The sequence below is a fragment of the Lentzea atacamensis genome, assembly GCF_003269295.1.
GTDB classification, from domain to species: domain Bacteria; phylum Actinomycetota; class Actinomycetes; order Mycobacteriales; family Pseudonocardiaceae; genus Lentzea; species Lentzea atacamensis.
In genome coordinates this window covers 225184-246842 of sequence record NZ_QLTT01000012.1, presented here as the reverse complement: position 1 = coordinate 246842, position 21659 = coordinate 225184, and the positions used below count along the sequence as shown (strand labels likewise).

29 protein-coding genes and 1 tRNA gene are annotated in these 21659 nt (G+C 69.1%); 14 read left to right on the top strand and 16 right to left on the bottom strand.

All coding sequences use genetic code 11. From position 1 onward, the window contains the following. The first annotated feature begins 6 nt into the window (after positions 1–6). Positions 7–483 carry a Dps family protein gene (locus C8D87_RS39670; RefSeq protein ID WP_109630880.1) on the top strand — a complete coding sequence of 159 codons (477 nt, stop codon included), beginning with the start codon at positions 7–9 and terminating at the stop codon, positions 481–483. On the opposite strand, the gene C8D87_RS39665 is transcribed toward C8D87_RS39670, so the two are convergent. From C8D87_RS39665 to C8D87_RS39655, 3 genes are all read right to left on the bottom strand, one after another. Further along, positions 480–1430, bottom strand: coding sequence for a DUF4872 domain-containing protein (locus tag C8D87_RS39665; protein ID WP_112231395.1), 951 nt, complete (start codon positions 1428–1430; stop codon positions 480–482). The genes C8D87_RS39670 and C8D87_RS39665 overlap by 4 nt on opposite strands. Before the next feature lie 177 nt (positions 1431–1607). Next, the gene (locus tag C8D87_RS39660; protein ID WP_112231250.1) at positions 1608–2000 is read right to left on the bottom strand and encodes a hypothetical protein; all 393 of its coding nucleotides are present in this window, start codon (positions 1998–2000) and stop codon (positions 1608–1610) included. Between the two features lie 526 nt (positions 2001–2526). Continuing rightward, positions 2527–4338 carry a S9 family peptidase gene (locus C8D87_RS39655; RefSeq protein WP_233442504.1) on the bottom strand — a complete coding sequence of 604 codons (1812 nt, stop codon included), beginning with the start codon at positions 4336–4338 and terminating at the stop codon, positions 2527–2529. A 42-nt stretch (positions 4339–4380) separates the two neighbouring features. Between C8D87_RS39655 and C8D87_RS39650 the strand changes: the two genes are divergently transcribed. From C8D87_RS39650 to C8D87_RS39640, 3 genes are read left to right on the top strand one after another with little or no spacing between them, the layout of a single operon-like run. Further along, complete coding sequence (locus C8D87_RS39650) at positions 4381–4932, top strand: hypothetical protein (RefSeq protein WP_146772011.1); 552 nt, start codon at positions 4381–4383, stop codon at positions 4930–4932. After that, a complete protein-coding gene (locus C8D87_RS39645; protein WP_112231246.1) occupies positions 4929–5414 on the top strand; it encodes a DUF3291 domain-containing protein in 486 nt (161 codons plus the stop codon). The genes C8D87_RS39650 and C8D87_RS39645 overlap by 4 nt, the downstream gene beginning before the upstream one ends. Positions 5415–5423: 9 nt before the next feature. After that, entirely contained in the window at positions 5424–5903 is a 480-nt protein-coding gene (locus C8D87_RS39640) for a GAF domain-containing protein (RefSeq protein ID WP_109630896.1), read from the top strand. Here C8D87_RS39640 and C8D87_RS39635 read toward each other — a convergent pair. From C8D87_RS39635 to C8D87_RS39620, 4 genes are all read right to left on the bottom strand, one after another. After that, positions 5896–6192, bottom strand: coding sequence for an antibiotic biosynthesis monooxygenase family protein (locus C8D87_RS39635; RefSeq protein WP_112231244.1), 297 nt, complete (start codon positions 6190–6192; stop codon positions 5896–5898). The genes C8D87_RS39640 and C8D87_RS39635 overlap by 8 nt on opposite strands. A gap of 18 nt (positions 6193–6210) precedes the next feature. After that, positions 6211–6429, bottom strand: coding sequence for a hypothetical protein (locus C8D87_RS39630; protein WP_112231242.1), 219 nt, complete (start codon positions 6427–6429; stop codon positions 6211–6213). A 305-nt stretch (positions 6430–6734) separates the two neighbouring features. Then, positions 6735–6808 (bottom strand) — tRNA-Pro (locus tag C8D87_RS39625). 19 nt (positions 6809–6827) lie between these two features. After that, complete coding sequence (locus tag C8D87_RS39620; RefSeq protein WP_109630920.1) at positions 6828–7781, bottom strand: metallophosphoesterase; 954 nt, start codon at positions 7779–7781, stop codon at positions 6828–6830. 68 nt (positions 7782–7849) lie between these two features. On the opposite strand from C8D87_RS39620, the gene C8D87_RS39615 reads away from it, so the two are divergent. Continuing rightward, a complete protein-coding gene (locus C8D87_RS39615) occupies positions 7850–8320 on the top strand; it encodes a GatB/YqeY domain-containing protein (protein WP_109630923.1) in 471 nt (156 codons plus the stop codon). Between the two features lie 42 nt (positions 8321–8362). Here C8D87_RS39615 and C8D87_RS39610 read toward each other — a convergent pair whose 3' ends face one another. Further along, positions 8363–9079, bottom strand: coding sequence for a haloacid dehalogenase type II (locus C8D87_RS39610; RefSeq protein ID WP_112231240.1), 717 nt, complete (start codon positions 9077–9079; stop codon positions 8363–8365). Between the two features lie 52 nt (positions 9080–9131). Between C8D87_RS39610 and C8D87_RS39605 the strand changes: the two genes are divergently transcribed. After that, the gene (locus C8D87_RS39605) at positions 9132–9791 is read left to right on the top strand and encodes a GntR family transcriptional regulator (protein WP_112231238.1); all 660 of its coding nucleotides are present in this window, start codon (positions 9132–9134) and stop codon (positions 9789–9791) included. Positions 9792–9830: 39 nt separating this feature from the next. On the opposite strand, the gene C8D87_RS39600 is transcribed toward C8D87_RS39605, so the two are convergent. Together C8D87_RS39600 and C8D87_RS39595 are read right to left on the bottom strand one after the other, a co-directional pair. Continuing rightward, complete coding sequence (locus C8D87_RS39600; RefSeq protein WP_112231236.1) at positions 9831–10154, bottom strand: hypothetical protein; 324 nt, start codon at positions 10152–10154, stop codon at positions 9831–9833. 31 nt (positions 10155–10185) lie between these two features. Then, on the bottom strand, positions 10186–12636 hold the full coding sequence (locus tag C8D87_RS39595; RefSeq protein ID WP_112231233.1) for a transglycosylase domain-containing protein: 2451 nt from the start codon (positions 12634–12636) through the stop codon (positions 10186–10188). Positions 12637–12874: 238 nt separating this feature from the next. Between C8D87_RS39595 and C8D87_RS39590 the strand changes: the two genes are divergently transcribed. Further along, the gene (locus C8D87_RS39590; RefSeq protein WP_109630938.1) at positions 12875–13165 is read left to right on the top strand and encodes a WhiB family transcriptional regulator; all 291 of its coding nucleotides are present in this window, start codon (positions 12875–12877) and stop codon (positions 13163–13165) included. 5 nt (positions 13166–13170) lie between these two features. Here the strand turns inward: C8D87_RS39590 and C8D87_RS39585 are convergent, their stop codons facing one another. From C8D87_RS39585 to C8D87_RS39575, 3 genes are read right to left on the bottom strand one after another with little or no spacing between them, the layout of a single operon-like run. Next, positions 13171–14298, bottom strand: a complete 1128-nt coding sequence (locus C8D87_RS39585) for an ArsA family ATPase (protein WP_112231231.1) — start codon at positions 14296–14298, stop codon at positions 13171–13173. Then, positions 14295–15287: an ArsA family ATPase gene (locus tag C8D87_RS39580; RefSeq protein ID WP_109630944.1), complete on the bottom strand. Its 993-nt coding sequence runs from the start codon at positions 15285–15287 to the stop codon at positions 14295–14297. The genes C8D87_RS39585 and C8D87_RS39580 overlap by 4 nt, the downstream gene beginning before the upstream one ends. A 44-nt stretch (positions 15288–15331) precedes the next feature. Then, positions 15332–15583 carry a hypothetical protein gene (locus C8D87_RS39575; protein WP_112231229.1) on the bottom strand — a complete coding sequence of 84 codons (252 nt, stop codon included), beginning with the start codon at positions 15581–15583 and terminating at the stop codon, positions 15332–15334. Between the two features lie 68 nt (positions 15584–15651). On the opposite strand from C8D87_RS39575, the gene C8D87_RS39570 reads away from it, so the two are divergent. The 4 genes from C8D87_RS39570 to C8D87_RS39555 are packed head-to-tail and all read left to right on the top strand — an operon-like array spanning position 15652 to position 18011. Then, the gene (locus C8D87_RS39570) at positions 15652–15807 is read left to right on the top strand and encodes a DUF4177 domain-containing protein (protein WP_109630950.1); all 156 of its coding nucleotides are present in this window, start codon (positions 15652–15654) and stop codon (positions 15805–15807) included. Then, positions 15804–16256, top strand: a complete 453-nt coding sequence (locus C8D87_RS39565) for a RidA family protein (protein ID WP_112231227.1) — start codon at positions 15804–15806, stop codon at positions 16254–16256. The genes C8D87_RS39570 and C8D87_RS39565 overlap by 4 nt, the downstream gene beginning before the upstream one ends. A gap of 1 nt (position 16257) precedes the next feature. After that, entirely contained in the window at positions 16258–16860 is a 603-nt protein-coding gene (locus C8D87_RS39560; RefSeq protein ID WP_109630956.1) for a hypothetical protein, read from the top strand. An 11-nt stretch (positions 16861–16871) separates the two neighbouring features. Beyond that, positions 16872–18011: a hypothetical protein gene (locus C8D87_RS39555; RefSeq protein ID WP_112231225.1), complete on the top strand. Its 1140-nt coding sequence runs from the start codon at positions 16872–16874 to the stop codon at positions 18009–18011. Here C8D87_RS39555 and C8D87_RS39550 read toward each other — a convergent pair. Then, entirely contained in the window at positions 18005–18814 is an 810-nt protein-coding gene (locus tag C8D87_RS39550) for an MBL fold metallo-hydrolase (RefSeq protein ID WP_233442503.1), read from the bottom strand. The two genes, C8D87_RS39555 and C8D87_RS39550, sit on opposite strands and share 7 nt — an antisense overlap. Continuing rightward, positions 18811–19605, bottom strand: a complete 795-nt coding sequence (locus tag C8D87_RS39545; RefSeq protein WP_112231223.1) for an NUDIX hydrolase — start codon at positions 19603–19605, stop codon at positions 18811–18813. Before C8D87_RS39545 ends, C8D87_RS39550 begins: the two co-directional genes overlap by 4 nt. A 39-nt stretch (positions 19606–19644) precedes the next feature. On the opposite strand from C8D87_RS39545, the gene C8D87_RS39540 reads away from it, so the two are divergent. The 3 genes from C8D87_RS39540 to C8D87_RS39530 are packed head-to-tail and all read left to right on the top strand — an operon-like array spanning position 19645 to position 21316. Continuing rightward, on the top strand, positions 19645–20001 hold the full coding sequence (locus tag C8D87_RS39540; protein ID WP_109630966.1) for a hypothetical protein: 357 nt from the start codon (positions 19645–19647) through the stop codon (positions 19999–20001). 14 nt (positions 20002–20015) lie between these two features. After that, positions 20016–20906, top strand: a complete 891-nt coding sequence (locus C8D87_RS39535; protein ID WP_112231221.1) for a Gfo/Idh/MocA family protein — start codon at positions 20016–20018, stop codon at positions 20904–20906. Further along, complete coding sequence (locus C8D87_RS39530; protein ID WP_170166745.1) at positions 20903–21316, top strand: tetratricopeptide repeat protein; 414 nt, start codon at positions 20903–20905, stop codon at positions 21314–21316. Before C8D87_RS39535 ends, C8D87_RS39530 begins: the two co-directional genes overlap by 4 nt. Here the strand turns inward: C8D87_RS39530 and C8D87_RS39525 are convergent. Beyond that, positions 21288–21605: a hypothetical protein gene (locus C8D87_RS39525; protein WP_146772010.1), complete on the bottom strand. Its 318-nt coding sequence runs from the start codon at positions 21603–21605 to the stop codon at positions 21288–21290. The two genes, C8D87_RS39530 and C8D87_RS39525, sit on opposite strands and share 29 nt — an antisense overlap. Positions 21606–21659: the final 54 nt, after the last annotated feature.

Genomic DNA, 21659 nt, shown 5'->3' with positions numbered 1-21659 from the left:
TCAACCATGGCCAAGAACCCGATCACCAGCCCGCTTGCTGACGGCGACCGCGACGCGGTCGGTGCAGTGCTGCAGGCCACACTCGTCGACCTCGTCGACCTGTCCCTGATCGGGAAGCAGGCGCACTGGAACGTGATCGGCAAGAACTTCCGCAGCGTCCACCTTCAGCTCGACGAACTGGTCCTCATGGCGCGCAACGCCGCCGACCAGGTCGCCGAACGCGCGGCAGCTCTCGGCGTCACGCCGAACGGCACGGCGAAGACCATCGCCGCGTCGTCCGGCGTGCCCGAGATCGAAACCGGCTGGCTGAGGGAGGAGCAGGTCGTCACGGCGATCACGTCCTCACTGGCGTCGCTGATCTCACGCATGCGTGCCCGCATCGACGAGACCGACAAGCCGGACCTCGTCACCCAGGATCTGCTGATCGGCATCACGCAGCAGCTGGAGCAGGCGCACTGGATGTGGCAGGCGCAAGCCGCCTAGAGCATGAGCCGGCGGACGGCCCGCTCCTCGATGGAGCGGGCCTCGTCGACTTTCCCGGCCAGTTCGTCGTAGTCCCCACCCCTGGCGATCTCCGACCAGAGCCGTCCTGACTCCCGGAAGTCCTGTGCGCCGGGAAGTCCCGCCTCGTCGAGGAAATCGGCGTAGAGCGGCCGGGTCGCGCCCGGTGCCGTGTACTCGACCTCGAGACAGTCGTGCAGTCGCTGCCTCACGAATCCGGGGTCGTCGGCCCAGCGCTGTGTCCAGCCCTTCTTCCCCTTGTCGCGCAACTGTTCCGCGAGCTTCCGCATGCCGGAGAAGCCGAAGTTCACGTCGAAGTTGTTGCCCAGCACCGGTCCCGTGAGGTGCTCGCACGTCATCCGCACGGCGCTTCCGACGTCCGGCTCGCCCGTGCGCTCACCGATGCTGATCATCTCGTGCTTGCCCTGACCCCAGCTGGTCATGAAGTCGGCGAGCGGCTGGGTGTGCGTGCCGTGGCTGTGCACGGTGACCGTGTCGTTGTCGACGCCGAGCACGCCGACCGGGTGCTTTTCCCTGCCCAGCATGCAGATCACCGGCCCGTCGGCGGTCCTGAGCTGTTGCTCGGCCTTGCGTGCGGACGACGTCGTCGTGACGTCGTGGGCGATGTTCGCGTGCTGCAACGCGGTGGGGATGAACGGCGCGGGGTGGTGCCGCGCCACGATGGTCATCGTGGGCGTGTGCCCCTTGTACTCGAACACGAAGTACATGAACCCGATGCCGCCCGCGAGCCCGGCCAGCATCGCCTCGGACCACTCGTCGTCGAGGATCTCCCTGAGGAGCCACGAGTCGTGCATCTGCCCGGTGGGACGCGCGTCCTTGAGCACATGCCTGCGCGCGGTGGTGTACGACTCGCCGGTGCGCTCCATCCGGGCGCGAACCAGGCGCTTGAACGACTTCTGCTCGGTCATGGCGTGCCTTCCGCGGACGCGCTGGAGCCGTTCCCCACGCCCTGCTCTGCCCGTCCGGTGTTGTGCGCACACGACTGACCGGTGCCGGGAGGACAGGAATCCCCTTTGCCTCCGCGACGCCGGCCAGCGTGGGTGGCCGATCAGGAGGTGAGGCGCTCCGGCAGCGCCGCCACCATGTTAGGGCGTGACGGCCACCGTCGACAGCTGGTACTGCTTCAGATCGACTCCTCGCTCCACCTGCCACCCGCCGTCGGCTTTGGTCAGCCTGCCCACTTCGGCCATCACGCCGGCGTGGGCCGCACTGGTGAACACGAGCCGGTCGTCATCGCCCACCTCACCGGGGCCGGTCGCCGTGAAGAGCAGCGTGCCGCCCGATCCCGCGGTGAGCGTGCCGGGGACACCGGACTTCTCGGTGCTCACCGAGCCCCAGACGGCCCACGCGGCGGGAGTGGTCTCCATCCGGCCGCTGGTGTCCGTGACCACGCCGAGCATCGCGGTCGACGAGGTGACGAGGTCGCCCGCTGCCGGTGTCCGGCACTCGGCGGCGACCGCGCCGTCCCTCGTGGACACCTTCGCGAGTGTCGTCGCGGGGTCGCGGGCCCCGGCAGCCGGTCGCAGCGGCTACTCGTGGGACTGGCGGGGTGGACATCGTGGTGTTCCACGCCCCGGCGCCCCGCGGCAGGACAGCGTCGGAAGGATCCTGGCGTGCGGCGACGAAGCCCGACCGCCAGCGGCCTCTCCTCCGGGAAGCTCACCGCACGGACGAACAGCCGATCGGTGCAGGCGTACCCGTCGTGGCCGGGCTGGTCGCGAACGCCACGACCGGCCGGTCGTCGTCGGTGCGTCCGGCCCGGCCACCAGCACCGTGTTCGCCGCCAGCCCCGACGACCGTTCCGCGAACAGCAGATGCGCGTCGCGGTCCAGGCCGCCGATGTCACGCCAAGCCTGCTCGGCGAGGTCGAGCAACGCCTCGCCGCCGGCCGGCGATCACCGCGACCATTCCCACCAGGGCGAGTCCGGCCCACGTCGCCACCAGCAACGCGTCCCGGACCCACCCCAGACGTTCTGCCGCAATCCGGCTGCCCCCAGCTGTCTTCTACTTCGCCAGGTGCCGCCTCGCGAAATCCACCTCGGCCGCGGTCTGCCGCATGGTCTCGGCGACGACCAGCGAGCCGTGTCCCGCGTCGTAGCGGTACATCTCGTAAGTGTGACCGCGCGCCGCGAGCGCGTCGAGGTAGTTGTCGATCTGCCGGATCGGGCAGCGCGGGTCGTTCTCACCCGCGAGCACCAGCACCGGAGCGGTGACCTGCTCGACGTACGTGAGCGGTGAGCACTCCCTGTAGAGCTCAGGCAGCTCCTCCGGCGAACCGCCGAACAGCGCCCGGTCGAACGCCCGCAGCGGCTCCATCTCGTCCTCGTACGCGGCGAAGTAGTCCGCGACCGGGACGCCCGCGATGCCGACGGTCCAGCGTTCCGGCTGGACGCCGATGCCGAGCAGGGTCAGGTAGCCGCCCCACGAGGCGCCGCTGAGGACCGACTTCGACGGGTCGGTGAGCCCGGACTCGATCGCCCAGTCGTGGACGGCGGCGATGTCCTCCAGCTCGGTGAGGCCCGGCCTGCCCTCGATGGCGTCACGCCACTTCGACCCGTAGCCGCTGGAACCGCGGTAGTTCACGTGCACGGTGGCGAACCCGGCGTCGAGCCACACCGCGCGGTAGGCGGAGAAGCGGTCCTCGTCGGAGGAGTGCGGGCCGCCGTGGATCAGGAAGACCGTCGGGAACGGGCCCTCTCCCGCCGGCTTCGAGACCAGCGCGTGGACCTCGCCGACGAAGACGTCCTCGAGCTTCTCCGAGGTGGCCGGGCGGGCGCCCTGCGGCTCGACCAGCACGCGCTCGGTGCCGTCGGTGGCCAGCGCGCGGATCACCGTGGACTTCTCGGCGGACGACCACGAGTACTCGACGGTGCCGTCCGGGCGCACGCCCGCTGAGCCGATCACGCCGGGTGCGGTGTCCAGAGTGGACAGTTCGCCGGTCGTGAGGTCGTAGCGGTGCACGGTGTTGCGGGCGTGGTGGGTGTGCACGATCAGCAACGCGGACGCGTCCGGGTACCAGTCGGCGGCGACCTCACCCGGCAGGTCGAGCACGATCTCCTGCTCGGTGTCGGCGGCGACGTCCCAGATCAGCAGCTCCTCGCGGCCGCGGCGCTCGTGCAGCACCAGCAGCCGCTGGTCGCCGCGCACGGGGCTGAACGAGACGGCGTCCAGGCCGAGGCCCTTGCCGTCCCACTTCTCGGCCACCGTCTCGCCGTTCGCGGAGTTGAGCGCGCGCAGGGCCATGTGCCGGTTGTCGCCGTGCTCGGAGTGCGCGATCACGACCAGCGACTCGTCCTTCGACATGGCGGTCACGCCGGCGTCGTTGACGTGCTGGTAGATCACCTCGGTGTTCCCGTCGCGGGACAACCAGACCGTCGTGCCGTCGTCGGTCGAGGCCGCGACCGCCACGACGTCCCTGCCGATCTCCAGCCCTGCGGGGTAGCCCGCGTGGACGTCCGCGATGGCGGGCTCGGCCTTGCTGCCGTCCGCGACGAACGGCTCGCGCACCCAGACGCCGAACTCGTCGCCGTCGTGGTCGTCGAACCACCAGATCTCGGTGCCGTCCGGGTTCAGCGTGCCGTGCGACGTACCGTTCGGGCGGTCCGTGACCTTGCGGTGCTCGTCCGTCGCGCGGTCCCACGCGTAGATCTCCCACACGCCGCTCGCGTTGGAGACGTACAGCGTGCGGTCCGGTGCGTCGTCGGCCCAGCTGGGCAGGCTCATCCGGGGAGCGGTGAACCGCTCGCGCCACCGGGCCTCGGCGGCCGGATCGTCGAAAAGCTGGTCCGGAACATTCGGAGCAGGGTGCGTCGTCACGTCTCAACACTAGAGTCAGTGGCAGTACTAGGGGGACTTGAGATGACAACACCACCACAGTGGGGAGCGCCGCCACCTGCGCGGCCGAAGTACCAACAGCCGTATCCGCAGCAGGGGCATCCGCACCAGCAGCCCTGGCCGGGCTACCTGCCGCCGAAGCCGGCGCCGCTCGTGCTCCTGGCGCTCCTGAACTGGATCCTCGCCGTCGGAATGCTGGTCATCGCCGCGTTCGTGATCATGAGCTTCCTGATGTCCGGCGCCACGCTGGTCGTCGGCATCGTGCTCGCGGCCGTCGTCGCCGGAGTCGGTGTGCTCAACGCCCTGGGCGCGTTGTCGATCAACCACCCGTACTTCCCGAACACGGTCACCTCGCAGCTGGCGGGCGTCTTCACCGGCCTGGTGCTCGCGGCGGCGCTGTTCCGCTCGGTCAGCAGAGGCGTCGCCGAGCTCGTGCCGTCCATGGCGTCGGCCGTGCTGCTGGCGGTGTGCATCCTCAGCCTGGTCCTGGCGTCGCGGCCTGCCGGCAAGCAGTGGATCGTGGCGAAGCACCAGCTGTCGCTGGCGCAGGGCCACGCGCCGGGGAACCGCCGATGAGCGCCTTCGAGCTGGCCCAGGTCAACATCTCACGACTGCTGGCGCCGCTGGACAGCCCGCAGCTCAAGGAGTTCGTCGACGCCCTCGACCCGGTGAACGCGGTCGCGGACGCCGCACCGGGCTTCCGCTGGCGGCTGCAGGGCGAGGCGGGCGACGCGACGGCGATCCGCGTCTTCGACGACGACTGGCTGATCGTGAACATGTCCGTGTGGGAGTCGCCCGAGGCGTTGCTCGCCTTCGTCTACGGCGACGCCCACCGCGCGATCCTGCGCGGCCGGCGCCAGTGGTTCCACCACCCCGTCGAGGCGATGACCGCGCTGTGGTGGGTACCCGCCGGCCACCGCCCGTCCGTCGCGGAAGCCGAGGAACGGCTGGTGCACCTGCGCACCCACGGCCCGTCGTCGCACGTGTTCACGCTGAAGCCGACCTCCGGATTTCCACCCGCACCGGAACACCTAGGCCTGCAGCCTCGCGAGAGTTAACGTTGATGCATGGCCGAAGCGATGGATCGCCTGGCCGAGGCTGCCACGCTGGAGGAAGTCCACCGGATCGTGCGCACCGCGGCCCGTTCCTCACTGGCAGCCCACGGCGCCACGCTGGTGCTGCTGGACGGCGATCTCTGTTACTACGCGGACGAGGACTCGATGAGTCCGCTGTGGAAGGGCCAGCGCTTCCCCGTGACGACCTGCATCAGCGGCTGGGCGATGATGAACCGCCAAACCGTGGCGATCAGGGACATCCGCTTCGATCCGAGGATTCCGCAGGAGGCCTACCGGCCGACCTTCGTGCGCAGTCTGCTGATGGCTCCGATCCTGCGCCCCGAACCGATCGGCGCGATCGGCTGCTACTGGGCCGTTCCGCACACCGCGACCCCCGCGGAGACCGAGGCCCTGGAGTCACTGGCCCTGGCGGCAGGCGTTGCGCTGGAACGCTTCCCCGAGGGCCTGCCCGCACGGGGCTTCTTCAGCTGACGTCCCGGAAGTGCCGCAGCTTGAGCGGCTGCCGCAGGTACTCGTCCTCATCCGGAAAGGTCACCGGATCGGTGCGCCAGTTGGCTCCCGCGTAGCCCTCGAGCGCTTGCTCGTCCCGCCACCGGCTCACGTACTGCACCTTCTGCGGGTCCCCCAGGTCGACCAGCACCTGGTGCGCGAGAAGGCCTTCGTAGGTCTCGGGGAACGTCTCGACGAGATCCCGGACCCGCTCGACGAACTCCTGCTCACGCCCTGCTTTCACGAGCGCTTCGGACACACGAGTGATCATGCGTCCGATCGTAAAGTCTCAGCGGAGCTCTTCCTCGAAGATCCGGTCAGCCTGCTGCGAGGCGCGCGACAACGCCTTGACCGCGGCCAGGACCACGATGAAGCCGGCGGCCACCGCGGCCGTCACCCAGGCCGACGTCAGCATGTAGACGATCGCAAGCGACTGCAGCACCACAACGGCCTTGGCTGCGAGGACGATCCACGACCTGTGGATGGGTTTAGCGGCGGCGGAGTCCATCACTTGCTTCTCCCGACTTTCAACGACTGCCGAACCACAGCCTTCGTCGTCTGGATCTAGATGCCCGTTACGCACCGTGAGTTGAACCGTCAACCTTCACTCGGAAGGCTTAACGCAACGTGCGCGTTCCGTATTGTTTGGTGCGGAACGGTGGCACTGCGTCATGTAGACACGGTGACCTCCGCCGTCGCCCGTGTCGAGCCGCGTCACACGATTGGGTGGCTTTCCTGGACGATCCATGGCCTTTGCCGGAAAACAAAAATCGGGCCGATTCCACTGCAACATGGAATCGGCCCGATTTTTAATCGGGGTGACAGGATTTGAACCTGCGACCTCTTCGTCCCGAACGAAGCGCGCTACCAAGCTGCGCCACACCCCGGCTGGGAACGAGTAGAACTCTACATCATGTCCGCCCCAGCTCCGAAACGGACCCCCTCATTCCGGCCCTGACCAGGCGTAACAGGCCGAGGAACCAGGGTCAGCAGGGAAGCCTCCGGAGGGCAGCAGAACCGCACCGGCGCATACGGCGAAGTGCCCATCCCGGCGGACACGTTCATCCACATGTGCGAACCCCACCGCGACACACCACGAGCGCGACCGCGGTCCAGTTCGCAGTTGGTCACCAATGCGCCGTAGAACGGCACGCGCAGCTGTCCGCCATGGGTGTGCCCGGCCATCACGAAGTCGTAGCCGTCAGCCGCGAAGGGGTCCAGAACGCGCGGTTCGGGGGAGTGTGTGACGCCGAGGCGCAGTGCGGCGCGCGGGTCTGGCGTGCCTGCGATGTCCGCGTACCGGTCGCGCTTCAGGTGCGGGTCGTCGAGGCCGGCGGCGAAGATCGTCTGGCCGCCCACCTCAATCGTCCGGCGGACGTGGGTCAGGTCGACCCAGCCGCGCTCGATCATGCCGGCGCGGAGGTCGCGCCACGGCAGCGTCACGCCGTGGATGCGCTTGGTCTTGGAGGACGGCAGGAGGTAGCGCACCGGGTTCTTGAGCTTCGGGGCGTAGTAGTCGTTGCTGCCGAACACGAACACGCCTGGACGGTCGAGCAACGGGCCGAGCGCGCGCAGCACCGCGGGGACGGCGTCCTTGTGCGCGAGGTTGTCGCCCGTGTTGACGACCAGGTCGGGGTTCAGGTCGTTCAGGGCCGCTACCCAGCGCTGCTTCGACACCTGGTTGGGCGTCATGTGCAGGTCCGAGATGTGCAGCACACGAATCGGGCGCGCGCCCGGCGACAGCACCGGCACGGTGGCGGTGCGCAGGGTCCAGTGCCTTCTCTCGATTCCCGCCGCGTACGCGATGGTCGCGGTGCCGAGTGCGGTCGTGGCGAGGAGGGCGCGGCCGAGCTTGTTCACGTGTCAAGGGTACGGAAGGCGGTTAACTCGATCGGCGCGGCATCCGGTGGGCTGTACCGTTCTGCGCCATGGCGGAGTTGAAGACGCGGCTGCAGAACGACCTGACTGCGGCCATGAAGGCCAGGGAGAACGTCACGGCCGGTGCGTTGCGCATGGCGCTCACGGCGGTCACCAACGAAGAGGTCTCGGGCAAGCAGGCTCGCGAGCTCAGTGACGACGAGGTCGTGAAGGTCCTCACGCGCGAGGCGAAGAAGCGCAAGGAGGCCGCCGAGGCGTTCGCCGGCGCTGGTCGCACCGAGCAGGCGGAGCTGGAGCGCAAGGAGCTCGCCGTGCTGGAGGCCTACCTTCCCGCCCAGCTCGACGACGCCGAACTCGCTTCCATTGTGGACAAGGCGGTCGACGCCGTTGCCGCGCAGCTCGGTGAGGCGCCGGGGCCGAAGCAGATGGGCCAGGTCATGAAGGCCGTCAACGCCGAGGTCGCCGGACGTGCCGAAGGCGGTCGTGTCGCCGCCGCGGTGAAGGCCAGGCTGACCTCCTGACACGACGTGCCGCAGCGGGTGACCCGCTGCGGCACGCCAACTTCAGAACGCCTTGTCCACCGCGTCCGCGAACTCGCCCATCGAGCTGAACTCCAGGCCGTAGCTGAACTCGCCGGACGGCTGCGGCGTCGCGCCCCAGCCCGGCTTGTCGTGCCGCCGGTTGATCCACACCGACGGCAGTCCCTCCCGCTTGGCCGGAACGTGGTCGTGGAACAGGCTCTGCGCCACGTGCAGCAGCTCCGAACGGTCCACTCCCAGCTCTTCGAGCTTCGCGTCCAGCGCCCGGAAGTGGTTCTCGGCCGGCTTGTACGCGCCGACGTCCTCCGCGGTGATGATCGCCGAGAAGTCCCCGCGCAGGTGCCGGTTGCTGCCGGCGAACCCGGCGCGGTGCACATTGGACAGAATGATCAGCTGGTAGTGGGAAGCCAGTCGCGCCAGCGCATCGGCGGAGTCGGGGAACGCCGGCCAGTCCGGCACCGACGAGCCGAGCCGCTGTGCCCACTCGTCGCTCACCTCGCGCCCGAGCGCCTCTCCCGTCCGGCGGAATGCGGTTGCCAGCACGTCCGGGTACAGCGCGGCCGGTGTCGCCGCCTCGACGGCCGCCTCCTGATCGCCGTAGGCCAGCAGCAGTTCCTCGTCGGAGAGGTCGAGCCCCTGTTCGCGCGCCCACGGTGTGAGCACCGCGGCGATACCGGTCTCCCAGTCGATGAGCGTGCCGTAGCAGTCGAAGCTGAGTGCCCGGAACTTCGTCAGGTCCATGAAGAGAACTGTAGTACAGTTGAACTGTAGGGCAACCGGTTAAACTGGCCACATGTCAGCCCTCGACGGCCTCGAAGTGCGCCGCACGACCACGGCCCAGCAGTTGGCCGACGGCCTCTCCGAACGGATCATGGCCGGCGCCTTCGGCCCTGGTGACAGGCTCAGGGAGAGCGCCATCGCCGCCGAGCTGGGGGTCGCGCGGAACACCATCCGCGAGGCCGTGCGGATCCTCGAGCTCACCGGGCTGGTTCGGTACGAGGTCAACCGCGGCGCCGTCGTCATCGCCCCGACGCCGGAGAACGTCGAGGCCCTCTACACCGCCCGCGAACGCCTGGAAACGGCCGCGGCCGCCCGGACCCCGAGCCCCGCGCAGCTCGACGCGATCACCCGCGCGTTCGACGACCTGGTGGACGCGGCGCAGACCGGCGACCTCCCTGCGATCGTCGACCGCGACCTGGCCTTCCACCAGGCGATCGTGGCGGTGCTGGACAGCACCCGGCTCGACGACTTCTTCGCCGCGATGACCAAGGAGTTGCGCTTCTACCTCACGGTGCTCACGAAGTCGGAGACACCGGACGAGGTCGTCGCCGACCACAGGCGCATCCTCGACGCCTTCCTCGCGGGCGATCGCGATCGGGCGGTCGCCGAGATCCGCGCGCACATCGACACGAGCGTCCAGCAGCTCAAGCAGGTGCTCGCCGAACGCCGCTAGGAGACTCGTTGCCCGCGAGCACCGCGAAGCGTCTACTGGTCAGACGGGATCGGTGAACGAGATCGGCTTGCCGGTGGCGCGGGCATATGCGATCTCCCTGCTCGTGGACTCGCCGATGTACCCGCCGGGGTTGACGACCAGAACCCGGTCAGCGAGGTCGATCTTGCGCGGGTGAAGGGTGTGCAGCGCGGTCTTCTGCTCGTTGGTGATCAACTCGTCTGCTTCATGATCCTCGGCGCGTGTGAAGACGCCCGGCGCGACGACGATGACACCTGCGAAGGTCAGATCACGGTTCGCCGCACGCATCTCGTCCACGAACCGGGTAGAGCCGCAGATGCAGACGATCTCAGGTCGGTCGGGCACGGCTCAGTCCTTTGGCAACACGGCCCAGGGCCTACCTCCTGGGCACGCCGGGTGGTTCGGTCGGCAGCGTGATCGGTGGTGGCTCGTTCGGGTTGCCGGGATTGCCCGGTTCGTTCGGGTTGCTGCCCGGCGTCTCGCTCGGCACCGGCGGCGGCACGTAACCAGAGCTCACCGACAGCGTGACGACCGTGCCGCGCAACGCGTTGCCGCGCGGCGACTGGCTCACGACCGTCCCCTTCGGCTGGTCGGAGTTGACCGTCTGCTGGCTCACCTTGTAGCCGGCCTGCTCCAGGATCCGCACCGCGTCGTTGACCTGACGGCCCACCACGTCGGGGATCTGGATCTCCTTGCCGCCCTTGAGGTACCGCTGCTCGACCGGCGGCAGCTGCGACACCGGCAACGGCGCGTGCAGCTTCGTCATCGTCTCGAACCACGTCCTGGCGGGGATCGTGCCGCCGAAGATGTTGCCGTTGCCGCACAACCGCGGTGCGCCGCCCACGCAGATCGGGCGTGGCGTGGTGCCGTCGTTGAACGTCTGCACCGCGCCCGCGAAGTCCGGGGTCGCGCCGATGAACGCCGCCGACTTGTACTCCTCGGTGGTGCCCGTCTTGCCGATCATGGGCCGGTTCCACTTGACCGCGCGGGCGGCAGCCGCCGCGGTGCCGCGGTCCTGGTCGTCCTTGCTCATGCCGGCGGCCAGGCCGTTCGCGAGCCCCTCCGCCACGACCTGCTCGCACGGCGCCTCGTTCACCGGGACGCCCTTGCCGTTGCGGTCCAGCACCTTGCCGATCGGCGTGGGCGGGCACCACTTGCCGCCGCTCACGATGGTGGCGGCCACGTTTGCGAGCTCCAGAGTGGACACCGGCGCGGGGGACAGCGTGAACGACGCGTTGCCGCCGTTCTGCTTGAAAAACTCGGTCTGCGAGATCCGGTTCTGCTTGTCCTTGGCCTTCGGGTCGGGACGGATGCCCTGCAGGTTGGTCGCCATCGTCTCGCGCATGCCGAGCCGCGAGGCCATGTCGACGACCGCGTCCATGCCCGTCTGCTCTTCCAGGATCACGAAACCGGTGTTCGGTGAGGTCTGCAGGGCCTGCTGCAGCGTCATCGACGACGGGTAGCTGTTGTCGAAGTTGTTCAGGCAGTACCAGCGCGTACCGGGCTCACCGGTGCTCGGGCAGCGCTGGGCGCCACCCTTGAAGACCCGCGACGTGTGCGAGCTCGGCGTCGGGATGACGTTCTCGATCCCCAGGCCCTTCTCCATCGCGGCGGCGGCGGCGAAGACCTTGTAGACGGAGCCCGCGCCGAACTTGTTCTCCACGCCGCTCGGCAGGTCGTACGTCGTCTGGCGCTGGTCGGCCTTCAGGCCGTAGTCGCGGTTCGCGACCAACGCGAGCACCTCGTGGCGTTCCTTGCCCGGCTTGACGATCGCCATCGTGTTCGCGATGCCGTCGGTGGTCTTGGCCACGCCCGCCTCGGCCGCCGCCTTCGCCTGCGACGTGACCGAACGGTCCAAAGTGGTCTGAATGGTGTAGCCGCCGGTGCGCAGCTGCTCTTCGCTGAAACCCGCGCGCTGCAAGTAGTTCACCACGTACGAACAGAAGAAACCGTTTTCCGGACCGGCGCCGACACAACCGTTCGGTGGTGTGCGAACCGGGTTCGCGAGTCCGAGGCCTTCCTTCTTCGCGGCCTCACCGGCATCGCGCGAGAGCTTGTCGTTCTCGACCATCCTGTCGATCACTTGATTACGTCGCTGCAGCGCTTTGTCCGGATACGCCTCGGGGTCGAGCGCTGACGGGCTGTTCACCATTCCGGCGAGCATCGCGGCTTGTGGAACCGTCAACTTGTCCGGCGTGGTGTTGAAGTAAGCCTGCGCCGCCGCCGCGATGCCGTAAATGGTGGACCCGAAAGGAACGACGTTCAGGTACCTGGCGAGGATCTCCTCCTTGCCGAGCTTTCGCTCCAGCTGCAACGAGATCCGGGCCTCGCGCATCTTGCGCGCGATGGTCTGCTCCTGGGCCTTGGCCTGCTCCAGCTTGTTGTTCCTGGCGACGACGTGGACCAGGTAGTTCTTGACGTACTGCTGGGTCAGCGTGGACGCGCCCTGCGTCACCGCGCCGCTGACCTGGTTCGTCAGGCCGGCGCGGATGGTGCCCTTCCAGTCCACGCCCTGGTGTTCGTAGAACCGGCGGTCCTCGACCGAGATCAGCGCCGCCTTCATCGTCGGCGAGATCTTCTCCGGCGGGGTCAAGACCCTGTACTGGTCGAACAGGTAGGCGATCGGCTGCCCGTCCTTGTCCGTGACCGTGGTGATCAACGGCGGATCCGTGGTCACGAGGTCGGCCGAGATGCTGTCCACGGTGTCGCTCGCGCGGTTGGACACGAGGCCCGTCGCGCCCACGACTGGGAACAGCATGCCGGCGAGGAGAACCCCAGCCAGCAGGCACAGGCCGAGCATCTTGAGCACGCCATTCCTGACTCGCACGCAGGTCAGCGTACGCCGTACACGAACGGGTGACTGTGATCAGTAAGGGTCGTTACTCAGCATGAGTAGAGATACGCAAGACAGGTAACAGTCGGGTGACCCAGGGTTGGACGTGGAACCGAACGGCACTACAGTCCGTCAACGTCCAAGGAATGCAGCCGTAGCTCGAACGCTACGGCATCCGTGGCAGGGGTGTGGCGGATTTTCCACATTTGGACAGCACTGAGGAGTGGGGGATATGAACCAGGGGGATTGGCGTATCAACGCTTCGTGCCGTGATGAGGAGCCGGACCAGCTCTTCGTCCGCGGTGCGGAGCAGCGCAAGGCGAAGCTCGTGTGCCTGGGATGCCCGGTGCGCATGGAATGCCTGGCCGAAGCGCTGGACAACAGGATCGAGTTCGGGGTCTGGGGAGGCATGACCGAGCGCGAACGCCGTGCTCTGCTGCGCCGCCGTCCGGACGTCGACTCGTGGTTCGAGTTGCTCGACAACGCACGGCAGGAGCACCTCGAGGACACGAGGGTCGGCTAGGGGCACTACTCCCCGGCGAGTCGGCGACCTATCTCCCGAAGGCCGTCGAGGTCGTGCACGTCAGCGGGTAGCGCGGGCACGCCGACCAGCGAAACACCGGGGTGAGCACGTGTGAACCGGGCCAGCAGCCGCTTTTCCCGATCGGCGACTGCTGCCCGGTCCGCATGCAGCCGGAGAACTGCCGCGGCGAGCGGCGCCTCACCGGAGCGGTCCAGGTCGTCCGCTGCGGCGAGCGCCTTCGCCGCGGGCAGGTCCGTCGCGATGACGGGATGCGTCCTGTTCGCGACGAGCCCGCACAACGGCATGTTCTCGGCACTGAGCCGCTCGACGAAATAGCTCGCCTCGCGCAACGCGTCCGGTTCCGCCGCCGCGACCACCACGAATCCGGTGCCCGGTGAACGGAGCAGTTCGTACGTGCGCTGCGCGCGTTCGCGGAATCCGCCGAACATGCTGTCGAACGCCTGCACGAACGTCGAGGCGTCCTGCAGCAGCTGGCCGCCGACGATCGTGGACACCGCACGCGTGAAAAGGCTGAAACCGGTTCCGACGATCTTGAGCAGGCCACGCCCGCTCGCACGCGCCGGTGCCGAGAGCATGCGGATGAACTTGCCGTCGAGCACCGTCGACAACCGCTGCGGCGCGTCCAGGAAGTCCAGGGCGCTGCGGCTCGGCGGGGTGTCGACGATGATCAGGTCCCACTCGTCCTGCGCCACCAGCTGGCCGAGCTTCTCCATCGCCATGTACTCCTGCGTGCCGGAGAACGACGAGGAAATGGTCTGGTAGAAGGGGTTCGACAGGATCTGGTCGGCCCGGTCGCGGCCCGCGTGGGTCAGCACCATGTCGTCGAACGTGCGACGCATGTCGAGCATCATCGCGAACAGCTCGCCCTTGGGCTCGAAGCCCTCGACGACGACCTCGCGCGGATGGTTGTCCAGTTCCCGCAGGCCCAGCGACTGCGCGAGGCGGCGGGCCGGGTCGATGGTCAGCACGACGACGCGTCGGCCGCGTTCGGCCGCGCGCAACGCCAGCGCCGCCGCGGTCGTCGTCTTGCCGACGCCGCCGGAACCGCAGCAGACCAGCACCCGCGTCGCCGGGTCGTCCAGCAGTGGATCGAACTCGAGCTTCTCCGTCACCGCACACCTGCCGCGACCAGCACCTCGGCCAGCTCGTACAGCGCGGCCACGTCCACCCCGTCCGTCAGCTCCGGCAGCTCGAACGTCGGCAGGTCCGAGTGGCTGAGCAGCTCCATCGCCTCCTGTTGCGACTGCACCCGGATGGCGTGCTCCACCGTCTCGTCGACCAAACCCTCGAGCGTGAACTCGTCGAGATCCAGACCGGCGGAGACGAGCCCGGTGCGCACCCGTGCCGCGTCGACCCTGCCCTCGGCGGCGACCTGGACGGAACGGACCGGCAGTCGTGCCGGGTGAACCCGGTTGACCAGGACCGCGCCTGGTCGCAGGTCGGCGCCGTCCAGTTCGGCGACGGCGTCCAGCGTCTCGCGCACCGGCATCTCCTCCAGCAGCGCCACCAGGTGCACCGCCGTGTCGCCGGAGTGCAGCAGGCGCACCACTCCCTCGCTCTGTCCCTTGATCGGCCCGACCTTGGCGAGATCGGCCATGGCCTTGGTGACGTCCAGGAACTTGACCACGCGCCCGGTCGGCGGCGCGTCCAGCACCACCGCGTCGTAGACGTGGCGGCCGTCCTTGCCGGTGCGGTTCACGCACTCCTTGACCTTGCCGGTCAGCAGGACGTCCCGCAGGCCGGGCGCGAGCGTGGTGGCGAACTCGATGGCGCCCATCTTGCGCAGCGTCCGTCCCGCGAAGCCGAGGTTGTAGAACATCGCGAGGTACTCCAGCAGCGCGGCCTCGGCGTCGATCGCGAGCGCGTGCACCTCACCGCCGCCGGGGGCGGACGCGATCCGTTCCTCCGCGTAGGGCAGCGGGGCGCGGTCGAAGAGCTGGGCGATGCCCTGCCGGCCCTCGACCTCGATCAGCAGCACCCGGCGGCCGCCGGTGGCCAGCGCGAGGGCCAGCGCGGCGGCGATCGTGGTCTTCCCGGTGCCGCCCTTGCCGGAGACCACGTGCAGGCGGGCTCGGGTCAGCTCCTCGGTCCACGACGTCACACGTCCAGACTAGGTGTGAATCAGTTGAGACGTGGACCTGTCGGTCAATCCATCATGGTGAGGAAGAAAACGGCCATCGCGGTTGCGGCGACCAGCGCCCACGCGACGACCGACGGCAGCCACAACGCGATGCTGACCGTGATCACGACCACGACCACGAGCCCGATCAGCCCCGCGCGAACGACGTCCGCGCGCTGACTGTGCTTGCGATCACGCACCTGCGCCATGGCGACGAGAACCATCACCAGTCCGCCCACACCGAACAGGCTGGTAGCGATGATCCGCCAGGTCTCCATGTGATCAAGGTAGCTCGAAGGACGAGAACCACGCAGGCGTCGTTCGGGTGGCGCGTTAGGCTCGGCGCATGACGAAGTGGGAGTACGCGACCGTGCCGTTGTTGATCCACGCCACGAAGCAGATCCTCGACCAGTGGGGCGACGACGGCTGGGAGTTGGTCACCGTGCTGACGAACCCGACCGGCGAGCAGCACGTCGCGTACCTGAAGCGGGTGAAGGGATGACCTGGAGCGCCCGCCTGAAGGAGCTCGGCATCGAGCTGCCCGGCGTCGCCGCCCCGCTCGCCGCCTACGTGCCCGCGACCCAGTCCGGCTCGCACGTCTTCACCTCCGGCCAGCTGCCGTTCGTCGACGGCAAGCTGCCCGCCACCGGCAAGGTTGGCGCGGACGTCTCGCCGGAGGAGGCGAAGGCCTACGCCAGGACCTGCATCCTCAACGCGCTCGCGGCGGTGCACGACCTCGTCGGCGTTGACTCGATCAAGCGAATCGTGAAGGTTGTTGGCTTCGTGGCCTCTGCCGAGGGCTTCACGGGTCAGCCTGGTGTCGTGAACGGTGCCTCCGAGCTGCTCGGGGAGATCTTCGGCGACGCGGGCAAGCACGCCCGGTCGGCCGTGGGGGTGGCCGAGCTGCCGATCGGCGCTCCGGTGGAGATCGAACTGATCGTCGAGGTGTGACATGTCGGACACGTGCCACGAACTGCTGCTGCGGCTTGCCGGACGCCTCCCGGACGACCTGCTCTGGCGGTACCGGGACTGGGCGGCTTCTGACGCATATGCGGTGCTAGCGCGGTCGTTGCCGCGCACGCTGCTGCACGGGCGCATTCCTCTGACCGAGCACGAACTCCGCCTTTTGCAGGACGCGCTGGTGCCCTATGGGGCCGAACCAGGTGCTGTCAGTTCGGTCAAAGGGCTGGACGAACTGCCACCCACCGACTACACCTTTTCCCCGGAGTCACCCGATCGGGTGCCGATGGGGGATTCCGCGACCGTTGTGCTCGGTGCCACGCTACGAGGCCGGCACGGGGTCGGTGAGGTTCGCTCCTGCTGGCGCATCGGTCCCTCCGGGGTCAACCGCGTCCTGCTGGTCGCCGCCACCACCGGCCACGCCCGGCTGACCGGCGAGTTGCAGCGCGTTCTGCGGGCGTTGGGCGAACACGACCCGTGCGTCGAGGTCGTGCCGTCCGGTCTGGACCTTCCGCCCTACCACCGGGCGGCGTTGGCGGCATCGGAGCTGGTGTGCGCCGGCGCCGAGTCCGAGGAGCACCTGGTGCTCAGCTAAGGAGAACTGACGTGACGAACGACGGTGTCGGCCTGCCGGTCCGTCTCCACGATCTCCTGCTGTCGATGGCCGGGCGCGTCGACGACGACGCCCTGTCACAGGCACGCGAGTTCCTCGCGGTCGGGGAGCTGGACCGGGCGGTCGAGCTGCTCGTCGGCACTCTTCTCGCAGGCAGCATCCCGGTGCTGCCGGATGAGAGAGCGGCCCTCACGTGGGCGCTGCACGAGGTGCACTCCGACGCGTCCCTGACCGACCGCCTGCCGGTCGTCGAGGTGCTGCCGTTCGTGCGTCACCGCTTCACCGCCGAGAGCGACCCGGTCGCCGACCTGGCCGGCGTGCTGACCCGCGCGGTGTCCGTGCTGTCGGACGTCCGCGCGGTGCGCTGCGTCTGGCGTTCCTCCCCGGCGGGTTCGACGCCCGGCCCGCTGCCACAGCGGATCGTGCTGGTGGACATCGGCCCGCAGGGCTTCGCGCCCGCGACCGCGTACCGGGTCGACACGGTGCTGCGCAAGGCGGGCGTCCGGGCCTCGGTGGAGGTCCTGACCGTCGGCACGCAGCTCAGCGACTACCACGCCTCCGCGACGACGGCCTCGCGCCCGGTGCCGATCTCCGGCTCACCGATGGCACCGCAGCCGTCCGCTCCGGCGATGGCCCAGGAGCCGGCCGCGGCCTGGTTCGACCAGTCAGAAGAACTTCCCGCTCCGGCGCCGGTGGCCGAGCCGACACCGGCGCCGGAGCCTGTGGAAGAGACCGGCTCACGTCGCACGCGCACGAACAACACGACGGCCTTGGAGGGCTCGCAGCCGTTCCCGCCGAAGCCCGTGAAGCGGATCTCGATGGCTCCCGCCGAACCGGAGATCGAGGCCCTGCCCGAGCCCACGCCGATCAACAGGGCCGAGGTGACCACGGAGCTGAAGCCGGACGAGCTGGCAGCCCTGCAGGCCGCCCTCGCCGAGTCGCCGGAGCCGTCCTCCGTGGACGCGAACCTGAGCGAACGGGAGCGGGCCCTGCTGCAGCAGCTGCACGAGGAGCTCGCGCAGCGGGAGCAGACCGGGGCGAAGACGACCGACAGCGGCCGTTGGCAGATCGACCGGTCATCGGCGCGTCAGTCGGCGTTCGGCGCGGCGAACAACGGGCACCAGCCTCAGTAGCCGCTGCGCAGGTACTCCAGCTGGGCCCGCACGGACCACTCCGCCGCGGGCCACAGCACCCTGTCGACTTCCGCGTAGACGACCTCGACGACCTGTCGCGGGGTCGGCGTGCCGCCGAGTGCCTCCACGGCGCTCCTGACCTGTTCCAGGCGCTGGGTGCGGTGCGCGAGATAAGCGCGTGCGGCGTCGCCGGCGTCGGCGAGCTCAGGTCCGTGGCCCGGCAGCACCGCGGTGTGCTCCGGCAGTTCGGCCAGCAGCTCGAGGGACTCGAAGTAGTCGCCGAGCTTGCCGTCGGGGTGGGCCACGATCGTCGTGCCGCGGCCCAGGACCGTGTCGCCCGTCAGCACCGCCTCGCCGTCGATCACGAAGCACAGCGAGTCGCTGGTGTGGCCGGGAGTGCCCAGCACGCGGAGTTCCAGTCCGGCGCTGGTGATCACGTCGCCGTCCACGAGGCCCTCTGAGCCGTAGGTGAACGTCGGGTCCAACGCGCGCACCGGGGCGTTGACCAGTTCGGCGAACGTGCGGGCACCCTCGGAGTGGTCGGGGTGGCCGTGCGTCAGCAGGATCTCGGCGATCGGCCCGTACGACGCGATGCGCTTCAGGTGGGCCTCGTCGAGCGGACCGGGGTCGATCACGACGTACGACGAGGCGTCCGGGGCCTTCAGGAGCCACGTGTTGGTGCCGTCGAGCGTCATCGGCGACGGGTTGTCGGCCAGCAGCACGGCGGCGTGCGGTGTGACCTGGCGCAGTTCGCCGTAGAGCGGGTGGGCGGCGCGGGCGCCGATCAGCGGGGAGCCGCTCACTGGAACACCACCCGGATCGTGTCGCCGTCGCGGATCAGCTTGGGGATGATCTTCTCGACGCTGCGTTCCTCCGCCATGACCTTCTCGACGGTGCCGAGCGCGCCGATCTCGTCGAGGGTGCGCCAGGTGGGCGGCATGAGCATGCGGCGGCCCTCCTGGGCGTCCTGGACGGCTTCTGCCGGGCTTTGCCAGGACGCGTCGGAGGCTTCGGTGGTCTCGCCGTCGGCCCGCTGGCCCTCCGGCAGGGCGGCCACGAAGAAGCGGGTGTCGTAGCGGCGGGGCTCCTCGAGCGGGGTGACCCAGTTGGCCCACGGGCGCAGGAGGTCCGCTCGCAGCACCAGGCCCTCGTTCGCGAGGAACTGGGCCAGGGAGATCTCGCGGTCGACCAGCTGCCTGCGTGCGGTGGCGTAGGCGGAGGTGTCGGCGACGACCGAGTCCGGGGCGGGCCCTGCCAGCAGGACACCCGACTCCTCGAACGTCTCCCGGACGGCCGCGCAGACGAACGCACGGGCCGTGGCGGGGTCGACGCCGAAGATCGAGCCCCACCACTCCGGTGACGGACCGGCCCAGGCGACGGAGGTGTCGGCGTCGCGCTGGTCCACGCCGCCGCCGGGGAAGACGGTCATGCCGCCCGCGAACGCCATGCCCTTCACGCGGCGCAGCAGGAAGGCTTCTACGCCGTCGGCACCGTCCCGCAGGAGCACCACGGTGACGGCGTCGCGGGGCTGCGCCGGTTGAGCGGACGGCGCGGTGGGTACCAGGTTTCCCGGCAAGGTCATGTCGTCGGGCATTCTCCGAGCGTACGACCGCGCTTACCCGAGGATGGTGTGATGGCGACGAAGGTCTCCGGCTGCCTGGTGAAGATGCTGCTGTTCCTGCTCGGCGTGGTGATGGGCACCGGCCTCACCGCGGTGGCGGGCGTGCTGATGTTCGTGCCTGACCGCACCACCGTGATCAGCGTCGATCCGACGTCCACGGCACCCGGCGTGTACGTGAAGAAGGTCGAACGGCTCGTCGGCGGCACCTACTACGAGATCTGGCTGGGCCCGTCGCCCGACCGCGGTCATGTGGTGACGGTGCCGGGCGGCTGGGATCACGACCCGGAGCGCGAGACCACCGACGGCGGCATGCGCCTGAAGTTCGACAACGGCGGTGAGATCTTCGTGCCCAAGGCCAGTTACTCCTGAGGCAGGATGTGCGAGTGGACGAACAGCTGCGCGTAGGACTTGTCGGTGCGGGCCCGTGGGCTCAGATGATCCACGCTCCCGGAATCGCGAACCACCCCGGCACGACGCTGACGGGCGTGTGGGCGCGCCGCCAGGAAGCGGCCGCGGAGCTCGCCGGCACCTACGGCGCCGAACCCTTCGCGGACTTCGCGGAAATGCTGTCCACTGTGGACGCAGTGGCGTTCTGCGTTCCTCCCGCCGTCCAGGGCCCGATGGCGATCGAGGCGGCCAACGCGGGCAAGCACGTGATCCTGGAGAAGCCGATCGCGGAGTCGGTGGAGGTCGCCGAGCGCCTGGCCGCCGCGGTCTCGGACGCCGGCGTCGTGTCCCTGGTGGTGCTGACCCGCCGCTACGCCCCGGAAACGAAGGAGCTTCTGGCCCAGCTCCACCGCACCGGCGGCTGGACCGGTGCCGACGCGCGCTGGCTGACCGGCGCCCTGCTGGACGGCCCGTTCGCGAACTCCCCGTGGCGGCACGAGAAGGGCGCGCTGGAGGACATCGGCCCGCACGCGTTCGACCTGCTCGACGCCGCGCTGGGCGAGATCACCGACGTGATCGCCGCGAACGTTTCGCCGACCGGGCTCTGGCAACTGATCCTGCAGCACGCTTCCGGCGCCACGAGCACCCTGTCGCTGACCCTGTCGTTGCCGCTGCAGCCCCCGTTCACCGACTTCACCGTGTTCGGCGTCAACGGCCACCGGACCCTGAACAGCCGCGACACGTCCGCGCTGGACTGCTTCACGATCCTGCTCGACGACTTCGTGGCCATGGTCGACAGCGGCACGACCACCCACGAGTGCGACGTGCGGCGCGGGCTGCACCTGCAGCGGATCATCGACCTGGCACGGCGCAGGGCAGGTGCGTGAAGTACACGATCGACCCGCAGACCCTGCGGGACATCCCGGACGAGTACGAGGCCTGGACGCAGATCGGGGTCGCGGCGCGGATGCTCGGCGAGCTCGATCTCGCCGAGCGGGCGTTGACCAAGGCTTTCGAGCTGCGCCCGTCCACGGCGGCACGGTTGCGGCTGGCGCACGTCCTCCAGTGGCAGGGCCGGTTCTCCGAAGCTCACGCGGAGTTCGCGAAGTGCGCGGAGACCGGCGAGATCCCCGGCTTCGTGCACCAGCACTGGGGCAAGTGCTACTTCGACGAGGGCCGGTACGCCGAGGCGCTGGAACACTTCCGTGCGGCCTTGGCGCTGAGGGAGGGTGGTGATCCCGCGTTGGTCGAGTCGACGCGGATCGCGATCACCGCGGCTGCTGCTCGCTGTTCGTGAAGTACTCGCGAAGCCTGGCGCTGAACGCGGCCACGTCACCGGCCGGCGCGCCGGACCACTCCTCGTCCCGCGCCAACTCGTCCGGAGTCCCCCGATGCCGGACGAACACGCATCCCCACCGCCACCAGCCGTGCGGCCCGAGCCACGGCCGCGGTTTCCGCGACCGTGAGCGAGTCCAGGGTCGCGACGTGCCGCCGCGTCCCCACGAACTGTCGTCGGCGAACACCACCGGCCCTGTCAACGGCCCGGAATCGCGGTGCCTGGCGTAGATCAGACACTCAGCCGACATCCACCGCTCCGATCGGTCCTGACGCCGAGGCGTCAAAAATTGTCAGAGGTGCTC